We start from the raw sequence: 12,317 nt of genomic DNA, 5'->3' as shown, positions 1-12,317 counted from the left end.
GGTTTGTCATGAAAAACGCCATCGCGGCGTACGGCCTACGCAAGTCGTACGGCGACAAAGTCGTGCTCGCCGGAGTCGACCTCGCCGTACCCGAGGGAACGATCTTCTCCTTGCTCGGCCCGAACGGCGCCGGCAAGACCACCGCCGTCAAGATCCTCTCCACGCTGATCTCGGCCGACCCCGGCTCCGGCGAGATCCGCGTCGGCGGCCACGACCTGGCCACCGAGCCGCAGGCGGTCCGCGCCGCCATCGGCGTCACAGGCCAGTTCTCCGCCGTCGACAACCTGATCACCGGCGAGGAGAACATGCTCCTCATGGCCGACCTGCACCACCTGTCCAAGCGCCAGGGCCGCCGGGTCGCCGCCGAGCTGCTGGAGCGCTTCGACCTGGTCGACGCGGCGCGCAAGCCGGCCTCGACCTATTCCGGCGGGATGAAGCGCCGGCTGGACCTCGCCATGACGCTGGTCGGCAACCCGCGGATCATCTTCCTGGACGAGCCCACCACCGGCCTCGACCCCCGCAGCCGCCACAACATGTGGCAGATCGTCCGCGGCCTGGTCGCCGACGGCGCCACCGTCTTCCTCACCACCCAATATCTCGAGGAGGCCGACGAGCTCGCCGACCGGATCGCCGTGCTCAACGCCGGGAAGATCGCCGCGGAGGGCACCGCCGACGAGCTCAAGCGGCTCATCCCCGGCGGGCACGTCCGGTTGCGGTTCACCGACCCGGTCGCCTACCAGTCGGCCGCCCTGGCGCTGCCCGACGCCGGCCGCGACGACGAGTCGCTCGCGCTGCGGATCGCCAGCGACGGCAGCCAGCGCGAGCTCCGCTCGATCCTCGGCTTCCTCGACTCGGCCGGCATCGAGGCCGACGAGCTCACCGTGCACACCCCCGACCTCGACGACGTCTTCTTCGCCCTGACCGGCGCCAACCAGCCCGTGGAGGCCATCCGATGAGCACCCTCGCCCTGACGGCGCGCGACTCGTCCACCATGCTGCGTCGCAACCTCCTGCACGCGCGCCGATATCCGTCTTTGACGCTGAACCTGTTGCTGACGCCGGTCATGCTGCTGCTGCTCTTCGTCTACATCCTCGGCGACGCGCTCGGCGCGGGCATCGGGGGCGGCGGCCGCTCGGCCTACATCGCGTACGTCGTGCCAGGTCTCCTGCTGCTGACCATCGGCAGCACCGTGATCGGCACCGCGGTGTCCGTCTCCAACGACATGTCGGAGGGCATCATCGCCCGCTTCCGCACGATGGCGATCCACCGCGGCTCGGTGCTCGTCGGGCACGTCGTCGGCAGCGTGCTGCAGTCGGTCGCGAGCGTCGTGCTGGTGGGCCTGGTCGCCGTGGCCATCGGCTTCCGATCGGCGGAGGCCGGCCCGCTCGAGTGGCTCGGGGCGCTGGGCCTGCTGGCGCTGTTCGCGCTGGCGCTGACCTGGGTCGCGGTCGGCATGGGCCTGGTCAGCCCGACCGCCGAGGCGGCCAGCAACAACGCGATGCCGCTGATCCTGCTGCCGCTGCTGTCGAGCGCGTTCGTCCCCATCGACGCGATGCCGGGCTGGTTCCAGCCGATCGCCGAGTACCAGCCGTTCACGCCGGCCATCGAAACGCTGCGCGGCCTGCTGCTCGGCAGCGAGATCGGCCACAACGGCTGGCTGGCGGTCGCGTGGTGCGTGGGTCTGGCGGTGCTGGGCTACGTCTGGGCGACCTCGAAGTTCAACAGCGACGCGAAGTAGTTCGCCGGGCCGGAGGGCGGCGCCGACGCCCTCCGGCGTTGACTTCGTCGCGATGCCTCAACGATGATTGAGGCAATGAGCGATTATTCCGTTGAGCGGCGGGCTCGGGTGCATGCGGCGCTGGCCGACCCGGCCCGCCTCGCCATCGTCGACCGGCTCGCGCTCAGCGACGCGTCACCCGGCGAGCTGGGGCGGCTCCTCGGCCAGCCGACCAACCTCGTGGCGCACCATCTGGGCGTGCTGGACGCGGCGGGCCTGATCCGGCGGCGCCGTTCGGAGGGCGATCGCCGGCGGAGCTATCTGCGGCTCGTGCCCGACGTTCTCTCCGGCCTGCTGCGGCCACCGTCCCTGGCGGCTTCCCGGGTTGTCTTCGTGTGCACCCACAATTCGGCCCGGTCCCAACTGGCGGCCGCCCTGCTGGCGTCGCGCGCCCCGATGCCGGTGAGGTCGGCGGGCACCGATCCCGCGGCGGCCGTGCATCCGCGGGCGGTCGCGGTGGGGCGGCGACACGGCCTCGATCTGGCCGGTGCCCGGCCGCTGCACGTGGCCGCCGTGGTCGGGCCGGACGACCTGGTCGTCTCGGTGTGCGACAGCGCCCACGAGCAACTGCCGGCCGCTCGGGTGCACTGGTCCGTGCCCGACCCCGCGCGCGACGACACCGACGCGGCCTTCGAACGTGCCTACGCGGTCATCGCCGACCGTGTCGACCGCCTGTCCTCCGTCCTCATTGGAGCGTCCGCGTGAGCGCCGGCCTGCCTACCGTCCTGTTCGTGTGCGTGCACAACGCCGGCCGGAGCCAGATGGCGCTCGGCTTCTTCCGCCGGCTGGCGGGCGCCCGCGCCGTCGGCTGGTCGGGCGGCTCGTCCCCGGCCGCCGAGGTCAACCCGGCCGCCGTCGAGGCCATGCGGGAGCGTGGCATCGACATCAGCGGCGAGCGCCCGCACCGGTGGAGCGACGAGGCGGTCCGGGCGGCGGACGTGGTGGTCAGCATGGGCTGCGGCGACGCGTGCCCGGTCTTCCCGGGCAAGCGCTACGTCGACTGGGACCTCGACGACCCGGCCGGCAAGGGCGTCGCCGAGGTGCGCCCGGTTCGCGACGAGATCGAGCGGCGCGTGCGGTCGTTGCTGGCCGAGCTGCACATCCCGGTCGCGAGCTGATGGGGCCGGCTCGGCGCCTGTTCGCCGAAGCGCTCGGCACGGGCCTGCTCGTGACGGCCGTGGTGGGCTCGGGCATCATGGCCGCCCGACTGTCGCCCGGGGATGTCGGGCTGCAGCTGTTGGCGAACTCGATCGCCACCGCGCTGGCGCTCGCGGTCATCATCCTCGTGGTCGGCCCCGTCTCCGGCGCCCACCTCAACCCGGTCGTCTCCCTCGCGGAGTGGTGGCTCGGCCGGCGCGACCGCTCCGGGCTGGCGGCGCTCGCCGGCTATGTGGTCGCGCAACTCGTCGGCGCGGGCGCGGGATGTGTGCTCGCCAACCTCATGTTCGACCAGCCCGCCGTCACCGTGTCGACGCACGCACGCGCCGGCGCGCCGCTGTGGTTGGGTGAGGTCGTCGCGACCGGCGGGCTGGTGTTGCTGGTCTTCGCCCTCGCCCGCACCGGCCGAGCGTCGCTCACACCGGCGGCGGTCGGCGCCTACATCGGTGCGGCCTACTGGTTCACGTCGTCGACCTCGTTCGCCAACCCGGCGGTCACCGTCGGGCGCGCGCTCACGGACACCTTCGCCGGCATCGCGCCGGCGTCGGTGCCAGGGTTCGTCGTGGCACAGCTGGTCGGTCTGGTGGCGGGGGTCGCGGCGCTGTGCGTGCTCTATCCCGACGAGGGACGGCGGACGGGCCGCGGCGCGCCCGCCGTCCCCACGTCGGCCGCGGGCGTTGTCCATCGCTGACCTCGCGGCGTGCGGTCAGTGCGGCTTTCGAGCCCGGACGATCGCCGAGTGCATGCCCTCGGCCGCCTCGTGGGTGGGGGTGATCTCCACGTCGACGAAGCCGGCCGCGGTCAGGCCCTGCTCGTACTCGGTGAACGAGAGCGCGCCGGCGATGCAGCCCACCCAGTTGCCGCGCTCAGCGCGCTCGCGTGGGGTGAGGCTGTCGTCGGCGACCACGTCCGAGACGCCGAGGCGGCCGCCGGGCTTGAGCACCGCGAAGGTCGAGGCGAACACGGCCGGCTTGTCGGTCGACAGGTTGATCACGCAGTTGGAGATCACCACGTCGACGCTGGCGGGCGGCAGCGGGATGTCCTCGATGTGGCCGCGGAGGAACTCGACGTTGGTCGCACCGGCCTCGGCGGCGTTGCGGCGGGCCAGCTCGAGCATCTCGTCGGTCATGTCCAGGCCGTACGCCTTGCCGCTCGGGCCGACCCGGCGGGCCGACAGCAGCACGTCGATGCCACCGCCGGAGCCCAGATCGAGCACCGTCTCGCCCTCGTGCAGGTCGGCCACCATCAGTGGGTTGCCGCACCCGAGGCTCGCCTCCACGGCCGCGCGCGGCAGCTCCGCACGCTCGTCGGCGGAATACAGGCCCTCGTCCTCCGCAGGCCCGCAGCAACCGTCGCCACCACCACCGCAGCAGCCGGCCTGGTCGAGCACCTTCAACGCGGCCGCCGCGTAGCGGTCGCGGACGTCCTCACGGGTCACCGGCGTCTCGTACCCCGTTGCCATCTCAGCACCTCCTGATTCGATAACCGTCAAGGCAGAGACTTGCACGCTGATTCGACAGTTGTCAAGATAGTCCGGTGAGTACGCAAGCCTGCTGTGCGCCGATGGTCCGTGAACCCCTGAGTGAGGCGGGCGCCGCCGATCTGGCCAAGGCCTTCAAGGCGCTCGGCGACCCCGTGCGCCTACGGTTGCTGTCGATGATCGCGGCGCGGGCCGGCGGGGAGATCTGCGTCTGCGACCTCACCGACGCCTTCCAGGTCAAGGGCCCGACGATCTCGCATCACCTGCGCGTGCTGCGTGAGGCCGGGCTGATCGACTGTGAGCGCCGCGGCACCTGGGTCTACTACTGGGTCATCCCGAGCGCCCTCGCGCCGCTGTCCCAGCTGCTCGACATCTCGGCGCTGGCTGACGAGGGCGACGCGCCGGCGTTCGTCGCTGAGTCGGTGGGGCATCTCGATGCCGCGGGGGCGCGGCAGCGGTGACGGCGGGCTCAGACCGCGATGCGGGAGCCCATGATGACCGTGCGGTCGCGCGGCAGGCCGAAGTACTCGGCGGCGTCCGCCGTGACGTAGGAGGTGGCGATGAACAGCCGCTTGCGCCAGGCAGCCATCGTCGGCGCGTCGCCGCGGGTCAGTTCGATCTTCGACAGGAAGTACGACGCGTCGTCGAGGTCGAGCACGCCCTCCGTGCTGTCCGGCTCGAGCAGCGCGAGCGCGGCGGGCACGTTCGGCGTCTCGATGTAGCCGTACCGGGCGATGACGTGCACGATCCCGTCCTCCGCGAAACCCAGGTCGTCGACCTCGATGCGTTCGCTGTCAGGCACGTACGGCACGGTCTCGGTCTCGATCGAGAGAATCACCACGTGCCGGTGGAGCACGTGGTTGTGCTCGACGTTGGCCCGCAGCGCCAGCGGCGTGGTCTCCTTGCCGCGGTTGAGGAAGACGGCGGTGCCGGGCACCCGGGTGAGCCCACCGGCGTGGCTGTGCAGGTAGGTGACCAGGGCTCGCAGCGAACCCTCGGCGCGCGCCCGCTCGCCGGTGACCACCTGGCGACCCCGCTGCCAGGTCGTCATCACCGTGAACGCGGTCAGCCCGATCAGCAGCGGCAGCCACGCGCCGTGCAGCAGCTTGGTGAGGTTGGCCGCCAGGAACAACAGGTCGATCGCCAACAGGATGCTGGCGCCGGTCACCGCTATCCACAATGGAGTCCTGAAGCGGACGTGGGCGAGATAGAAGAACAGCAGCGTGGTGATGGTGATGGTGCCGACCACGGCCATGCCATAGGCGTACGCGAGAGCGGCCGAGGAGCGGAACGCGAATACCAGGGTCAGCACCGAGACCATCAGCAGCCAGTTGATCCACGGCACGTAGATCTGGCCGATCGTCGACGCCGACGTGTGGGCGATGCGCAACCGGGGCAGGTAGCCGAGTTGAGCGGCCTGGCTCGCCACCGAGAAGGCGCCGGTGATGACGGCCTGCGACGCGATGACCGTCGCCGCCGTGGCGAGCACCACCATCGGCAGGCGGGCCCAGCCCGGCGTCAGCAGGAAGAACGGGCTGCTGATCGCGTTCTGGTCGTCGAGGATCAACGCGCCCTGGCCGAAGTAGCTGAGCATGCAGGCGGGCAGCACGAGCAGGAGCCAGCCGCGGGTGATCGCCCGCCGCCCGAAGTGACCCATGTCCGCGTAGAGCGCCTCGGCCCCGGTGACCGCCAGCACCACGGCCGCGAGCGCATAGAACGCGATATGGAAGTGCCCGAACAGGAAACCGAGGGCGTACGTCGGGGACAGTGCCCGCAGGATGGCCGGGTTCTGGATGATCCCGCCGATGCCGCACGCGCCGATCGCCAGGAACCAGGTGATCATCACCGGGCCGAAGAACCGCCCGACCACGGCCGTGCCTTGGCGCTGGACGAGGAAGAGCAGCACGATGATGACCGCGGTGACCGGGACGACCGCGTCGGCGAGGCCGGGCTGCACGACCTCCAGTCCTTCGATCGCGGAGAGCACGGAGATCGCTGGCGTGATCATGCTGTCGCCGAAGAACAACGCCGCGCCGAACACGCCGAGCCCGGCCAGGACCAGCGCCCGCCGGCGGGCCCGTCCGTCGGTCAACCGGCGCAACAGGGTGATCAGGGCCATGATGCCGCCCTCGCCCTGGTTGCTGACCCGCATCACCAGCGTCACGTAGGTGAGGGTGACGATGAGCATGACGGCCCAGAACACCAGTGAGACGACGCCGTACAGGTTTTCGTCATTGACCGGCACCGGATGCGGGTCGGCCGGGTTGAACACGGTCTGGAGCGCGTAGAGCGGGCTGGTCCCGATGTCGCCGAAGACGACCCCGAGCGCGCCGACCACGACCGCCGCCCGGACGACGTCGCGTCCGCCGCGCGACGCGGCCGGGCGAGTATCTGTCTGCACCTGGGAGCCCTCTCGAGATCGCGACACCGCCGTCCATCCTGCCGGTCGGGTCCCGGGTCACCGCGTCAAGGAAGCGTCAAGACTCATCCAACGGCTGGCTTCGGAGGCGTTTCGCTCCGCCGAGCGGCGAGTGGTGTGACAATGATCGGATGCCAGCCGGTCCGGCTCGGGCCCGTCAACCCGGGCCGACGACCGACCATCCGCCGGCGCTCCGGCGCTGGTCGACACCTGGCAGGTGAAGAACTTGACCAGCGACAATGGAATTCACGCCTTCCGGCTCGACACGCCGGAGGAATCACTCACCGACCTGCGCGGCCGGATCTCCGCCACCCGATGGCCCACCAAGGAGCTGGTCACCGACCGCTCCCAGGGAGTCCAACTGGAGACGGTGCGGGAACTGGCCCGCTACTGGGTCGACGACCACGACTGGCGCGCGTTCGAGGCGAAGCTCAACGCGCTGCCGCAGTACATGACCGAGATCGACGGCGTCGACGTCCACTTCGTCCATGTGCGGTCCAAACACGAGGACGCGCTGCCGCTGATCATGACGCATGGCTGGCCCGGCTCGGTGGCCGAGCTCCTCGGGGTGGTCGGCCCGCTCACCGACCCGACGGCGCACGGCGGACGGGCGGAGGACGCCTTCCACCTGGTGCTGCCGTCGCTGCCGGGCTACGGGTTCTCGGGCGAACCGACCGAGCTCGGCTGGGAGAACGGTCGCATCGCGCGTGCGTGGGCGGAGCTGATGAGCCGGCTCGGCTACCCGCGTTACGTGGCCCAGGGCGGCGACGTGGGCGCCGCCGTCACCGACGCGCTGGGTCGCCAGGCGCCCGACGGCCTGCTCGGCATCCACGTCAGCCTGTTGGCCGGCGCGATCGGCATCAAGGACATGCTCCCGAACGAGTCCAAAGAGGAGCAAGTCGCGCACGACGCGCTCGAGACGTTCACGACGGACGGCTTCGGCTACTTCCTGGAGCAGTCGACGCGACCACAGACGATCGGCTACTCACTGCTGGACTCGCCGGTCGGGCTGGCGGCCTGGATGCTCGACCACGACACGGACAGCTACTACAAGATGGCGAGCGCGTTCGTCGACGACGACCCGGTGGGTGGGCTCACGCGGGACACGGTCGTGGACAACATCACCTTGTACTGGCTGACGGGCACGGGCGCCTCGTCCGCCCGGTGGTACTGGGAGTTCGGCCGGTTCCTCGCGGCCGCGACCGCGTCCGGCCAGCCGCCACCGCCGGTCCGGGTGCCGGTAGGCTTCACGACCTTCCCGGGCGAGATCTGGGCCTCGCCGCGCAGCTGGGTCGAGACGGTCTATCCCGATCCCGCCTACTTCAACGAGGCGGACCGCGGCGGTCACTTCGCCGCGTGGGAGGAGCCCGACGTGTTCGCGGCCGAGATGCGCGCCGCGTTCGCCCCGATGCGGGCCGCCTGATCACGGCTCGACGATGGCGAACCGGGGGTCTCCCGGGTCCAGCACGCCGGCGAGCTGCCGGAGGACCTCCCGGTCGCCGTCGAGGGTCATGCCGGCGCCAGCGGCACCGTCGAAGTCCGCGGTGGCGAGGTGCACCAGGGCGGCGCGGGGAACCGTCAACGTCACGCCTACGTCGCCGGCGCCGTCCTGGACGGCGGTGAAGACGCCGTTGCGCAGGGTGGTGCGATACGACTCGCCGTGGTCGGGGAAGTGCCAGCGCAGAGCCAGGTCGAGGGCCCAGGCTCGCGGTCCGTCCACCCGCACCGCGACCGCGTCGAAGAGCATCCGCGGCGGCAGTTGCGCGGCCATGTCGGGTGACGAGGTCGCGGTCGGCGTACCGAAGTTGCCGTCCCGCAGCTCGACCGCGCCCGACAGGTAGCTGTTGCGCCAGGTGCCGTTCTCGCAGCCGAACCCGAGGCGCTCGAGCACGTCGGCGAGCAGCGACCGGCCGGCCGCGTGGTCGGGCTGGGCGAAGACGACGTGGTCGAGGACCTGCGCCGCCCAGCGCAGGTCGCCCTCGTCGGCGCAGCGGCGGGCCTTCTCGACGACCGCGTCGGCGCCGCCCATGAACTCGACGTAGCGGTGGGCGGCCGCCTGCGGCGGGTGCTGCCACAGTCGGGCCGGGTTGCCGTCGTACCAGCCGAGGTAACGCTGGTAGATGGCCTTGACGTTGTGGCTGATCGATCCGTAGTAGCCGTGTGTGTGCCAGGCCGCGCGCAGCGCCGGTGGCAGTTCGAGCAGCTCGGCGATCTCGATGCCGGTGGCGCCCCGGTTCATCAGCCGGACGGTCTGGTCATGCTGGTACGCGTAGAGGTCGCGCTGCAGCCCCAGGAACTCGCCGATGTCGTCCGCGCCCCACGTGGGCCAGTGGTGCGACGCGAACAGCACGTCGGCCTGCCCGGCGAACATCTCGATGGCCCGGGTCAGGTGGCCGGCCCACTCGTGCGGGTCGCGGACCACCGCGCCGCGCAGGGTGAGCAGGTTGTGCAACGTGTGGGTGGCGTTCTCGGCCATGCACAGCGCCCGCCGGTCCGGGAACAGGAAGTGCATCTCGGCGGGCGCCTCGGAGTCGGGCGCCAGTTGGAAGACCATGCGCACGCCGTCGACCGTCAGCTCCTGACCGGTGTGGGTGACGTCCACCGTCGGCGGGATCAGGCTGACGGTCCCCGTCGAGGTGGTCTGGCCGAGCCCCGCGCCGACGCCGCCGCGCGGGTTGCGGGGAAGCGCGGCGCCGTACATGTAACCGGCCCGCCGGGCCATCGCCACACCGGCGTAGACGTTCTCCGCGATGGCGTGCTCGAGGAAGCCCGCCGGGGCGATGACCGGCACGCGGCCGGAGTCGACGTCGTCCTGCGTGACGACGCCCCTGACCCCGCCGAAGTGGTCGACGTGGCTGTGGGTGTAAATCACGGCGCTCACCGGCCGGTCGCCGCGCTGCGACCGGTACAACCGCAGGGCGGCGACCGCCGTCTCGACCGAGATCAGTGGATCGATGACGATGACCCCGGAGTCACCCTCCACGAAGGTCACGTTCGACAGGTCCAGGCCACGCACCTGGTAGATGCCGTCGACGACCTCGAACAGACCGTGCTCGACGACCAGCGACGACTGCCGCCACAGGCTCGGGTGCACGGTGTCGGGCCGCTCGCCGGCCAGGAACGCGTAGGAGTCGTTGTCCCACACGACCGCGCCGTCGGCACCATGGACCACCGCCGGGTCCAGCGCGGCCAATCGTCCGCGGCGGGCGTTGGCGAAATCCCGTTGATCGTCGTACGGGTAGTCGGCGTCCACGAAACCCGACCTTACCGACATCAGGGGCGAACTTGGTCCAAGTCTCGGATCAGCCTGGGTCGTACGGTGGGGGAGTGCAGGAGTCGCCGGTGGTCGAGCGTCCGGTCATGTTCCAGACGTGGCGGGACCTGACGTTCCTGCACTGGCGCTACCCGGCCGCCGACGTCCAGGCGCTGTTGCCGCGCGGGCTCACCGTCGAGACCCACGACGGTGACGCCTGGGTCGGGCTCGTGCCGTTCGTGATGGCCGGCATCCGGGCGCCCTGGGTGCCGGCGCTGCCGTGGCTGTCGCGGTTCCCGGAGACCAACGTGCGCACCTATGTGCGCGGCCCCGACGGTCGCTCCGGCATCTGGTTCTTCTCGCTCGACGCCGACCGGCTGGCCCCCGTGGTCGTCGCCCACCTCACCTATTCGCTGCCCTACGTGTGGTCGGCCATGTCCGTGCGGGTCGACGGGCCGGTGCACCATTACCGCTGCCGCCGGCACCGCGAGCCCGGCCGGCGCTGCGACGCCACCGTGCGGGTCGGCGCCCCGATCCCGGAGCCGGACGCGCTCGCCACGTTCCTGACCGCCCGGCACCGGCTCTACAGCGTGCGGGACGGCGGGATGGTGGCCGCCGACGCGGAGCACGGGCCGTGGCCGCTGCGGGAGGCGGAGCTCCTCGACCTCGACCAGAACCTGATCGAGGCGGCGGGCCTGCCGGCGCCCGTCGGCGACCCGCTTCCGCACGCCTCGGCCGGCGTGCTGGTGCGGGTCAGCGGCTGGCGCCGGGTCAGGACCGGTTCGTGATCTGCTGCACCGCCCAGGCGTTGCCGTCGGGGTCGGTGAAGTTGACGAAGCCGACGTTGTTGAGGTCGTCGCCCTCCTCGTGCGCCCGCGGGCCGTTGGCGCCGTAGACGACGATGTCGCCGACGTCGACACCCCGCTCGACGAGCTGGGCCCGGGCGGCGACCAGGTCGTTGACGACCAGCTGCAGGCCCTTGAGCGAGCCGGGCGGCATGTCGGGCACGGCGCCGAAGCCGATGACCACCGAGCAACCCGAGCCGGGCGGGGTCAGCTGCACGATGCGGAAGCCCGGCCCCTGCGTGTCGTGGTCGACGGCGAAGCCCAACTTCGTGGAATAGAACTCCTTCGCCCGGTCCACATCGGAGACCGGCACGACGACGACTTCCAGGGTCCAGTTCATCGCGTCAGGCTATCGACCAATGGTCGACCTCGCCGCCCGCCCGGCGCAGCGCGCCGGACCGCGCCAGGTGCGCGAGATGGGCGTACGTCTCGCCCACCGCCGCCCGCCGCATCATGCCCTGCACCTGCGCCCACGGCCGCGACCAGGTGAGCCGCTCGGCGATCTCCCACGTGGTGGCATCGGGGGCTGCGGCGACCACCCGGGTCAGCTCGGCCAGGCGGTCGGCGTGGTGGGCCCGCAGCGCGGCGATCCGGTCCGGCAGGCCCGCGAACCGGTACTCGTGGGCCGGCAGCACCTCGTCGACCGGCAGGTCACCCGTCCGGGTGAGCGATCCGAGGAAGTCGCCGAGGGGGTCCGCCGTCTGTCCGGGGTGGAGGGTGATGTTGGGGCTGATCCGCGGCAGCACGTGGTCGCCGGCGAGCAGCAGCCGCCGCTGCTCGTCGTGGAAGCAGAGATGGCCCGCCGTGTGCCCGGGCGTCCACACCGCGCGCACGCCGGCCGCCGCGCCGAGCGGCCGGTCGCCGTCGTCGATCAGCCGGTCCGGGTCGACCAGGGCGCGGCGGGCTCGCGCGTCGTCGACCGAGCCGACCGTCTCGGCCACGTCGGTGTCGGTGCCGCCGCGCTCGCGTACCCAGGCGCTGATGGTCGCCACGAACTCGCCCGGGTCGCTGCGCCCCTTCACGGCCGCGGCGTCGAGGGCGTGCATGCCGATCCACGCGCCGGACGCCTCGCGGACCGCGCCCGCCAAACCGTGGTGGTCGGCGTGCCAGTGGGTGACCAGCACCGCCCGCACGTCGGTGAGCGCGTAGCCACAGCTCGCCAGCCCGTCGACCAACGCCGCCCACGCGTCGTCGGCGGGCCACCCGGCGTCGACGAGGGCCACGCCGTCTGGCAGCGCCAGCGCATAGACCAGGACGTAGCGCAACGGACTGCCCGTCATGGGCACCGGGATCGACCACAGGCCGGGCCGGACCTGTTCCACCGGCGGCAGCTCGCGCCGTTGCCAGGCGGTGCGCTGCACGGTGCCGGTGACCTCGACCATCCC

Annotated in this window: 12 protein-coding genes and 1 pseudogene; 8 read left to right on the top strand and 5 right to left on the bottom strand. The window is 71.6% G+C overall.

The features are described 5' to 3' along the window. The first annotated feature begins 8 nt into the window (after positions 1-8). From O7635_RS03130 to O7635_RS03110, 5 genes and pseudogenes are all read left to right on the top strand, one after another. Positions 9-956 (top strand): ATP-binding cassette domain-containing protein, encoded by a 948-nt coding sequence (locus O7635_RS03130; RefSeq protein ID WP_278078886.1) that lies wholly within the window; start codon positions 9-11, stop codon positions 954-956. Continuing rightward, positions 953-1,738: an ABC transporter permease gene (locus tag O7635_RS03125; protein WP_278078885.1), complete on the top strand. Its 786-nt coding sequence runs from the start codon at positions 953-955 to the stop codon at positions 1,736-1,738. Before O7635_RS03130 ends, O7635_RS03125 begins: the two co-directional genes overlap by 4 nt. Positions 1,739-1,813: 75 nt before the next feature. Further along, positions 1,814-2,482, top strand: coding sequence for a helix-turn-helix domain-containing protein (locus O7635_RS03120; protein WP_278078884.1), 669 nt, complete (start codon positions 1,814-1,816; stop codon positions 2,480-2,482). Beyond that, positions 2,479-2,895 carry an arsenate reductase ArsC gene (locus O7635_RS03115; protein ID WP_278078883.1) on the top strand — a complete coding sequence of 139 codons (417 nt, stop codon included), beginning with the start codon at positions 2,479-2,481 and terminating at the stop codon, positions 2,893-2,895. Before O7635_RS03120 ends, O7635_RS03115 begins: the two co-directional genes overlap by 4 nt. Further along, positions 2,895-3,563, top strand: a pseudogene (locus O7635_RS03110) (MIP/aquaporin family protein); the annotation flags it as partial. The gene O7635_RS03115 and the pseudogene O7635_RS03110, both read left to right, overlap by 1 nt. A gap of 78 nt (positions 3,564-3,641) precedes the next feature. Here O7635_RS03110 and arsM read toward each other — a convergent pair. Continuing rightward, a complete protein-coding gene (arsM, locus tag O7635_RS03105; RefSeq protein WP_278078881.1) occupies positions 3,642-4,397 on the bottom strand; it encodes an arsenite methyltransferase in 756 nt (251 codons plus the stop codon). A gap of 101 nt (positions 4,398-4,498) precedes the next feature. Between arsM and O7635_RS03100 the strand changes: the two genes are divergently transcribed. Beyond that, positions 4,499-4,876 carry a metalloregulator ArsR/SmtB family transcription factor gene (locus tag O7635_RS03100; RefSeq protein ID WP_278078880.1) on the top strand — a complete coding sequence of 126 codons (378 nt, stop codon included), beginning with the start codon at positions 4,499-4,501 and terminating at the stop codon, positions 4,874-4,876. Between the two features lie 8 nt (positions 4,877-4,884). Here O7635_RS03100 and O7635_RS03095 read toward each other — a convergent pair whose 3' ends face one another. After that, positions 4,885-6,816: a KUP/HAK/KT family potassium transporter gene (locus O7635_RS03095; protein ID WP_278078879.1), complete on the bottom strand. Its 1,932-nt coding sequence runs from the start codon at positions 6,814-6,816 to the stop codon at positions 4,885-4,887. Between the two features lie 235 nt (positions 6,817-7,051). Here O7635_RS03095 and O7635_RS03090 point away from each other — a divergent pair, with 235 nt between their 5' ends. After that, positions 7,052-8,257: an epoxide hydrolase family protein gene (locus tag O7635_RS03090; protein ID WP_278078878.1), complete on the top strand. Its 1,206-nt coding sequence runs from the start codon at positions 7,052-7,054 to the stop codon at positions 8,255-8,257. Here the strand turns inward: O7635_RS03090 and O7635_RS03085 are convergent, their stop codons facing one another. After that, positions 8,258-10,087 carry an alkyl sulfatase dimerization domain-containing protein gene (locus O7635_RS03085; RefSeq protein ID WP_278078877.1) on the bottom strand — a complete coding sequence of 610 codons (1,830 nt, stop codon included), beginning with the start codon at positions 10,085-10,087 and terminating at the stop codon, positions 8,258-8,260. Positions 10,088-10,161: 74 nt separating this feature from the next. Between O7635_RS03085 and O7635_RS03080 the strand changes: the two genes are divergently transcribed. Beyond that, positions 10,162-10,875 (top strand): DUF2071 domain-containing protein, encoded by a 714-nt coding sequence (locus O7635_RS03080; protein WP_278078876.1) that lies wholly within the window; start codon positions 10,162-10,164, stop codon positions 10,873-10,875. On the opposite strand, the gene O7635_RS03075 is transcribed toward O7635_RS03080, so the two are convergent. Beyond that, positions 10,859-11,272: a VOC family protein gene (locus O7635_RS03075; RefSeq protein WP_278078875.1), complete on the bottom strand. Its 414-nt coding sequence runs from the start codon at positions 11,270-11,272 to the stop codon at positions 10,859-10,861. The genes O7635_RS03080 and O7635_RS03075 overlap by 17 nt on opposite strands. 4 nt (positions 11,273-11,276) lie before the next feature. After that, entirely contained in the window at positions 11,277-12,314 is a 1,038-nt protein-coding gene (locus tag O7635_RS03070) for an MBL fold metallo-hydrolase (protein ID WP_278078874.1), read from the bottom strand. Positions 12,315-12,317: the final 3 nt, after the last annotated feature.

The organism is Asanoa sp. WMMD1127 (assembly GCF_029626225.1).
Classification (GTDB): domain Bacteria; phylum Actinomycetota; class Actinomycetes; order Mycobacteriales; family Micromonosporaceae; genus Asanoa.
The sequence above is the reverse complement of the archived record's forward strand: the minus strand, read 5'-3'. Positions and strand labels throughout refer to the sequence as shown.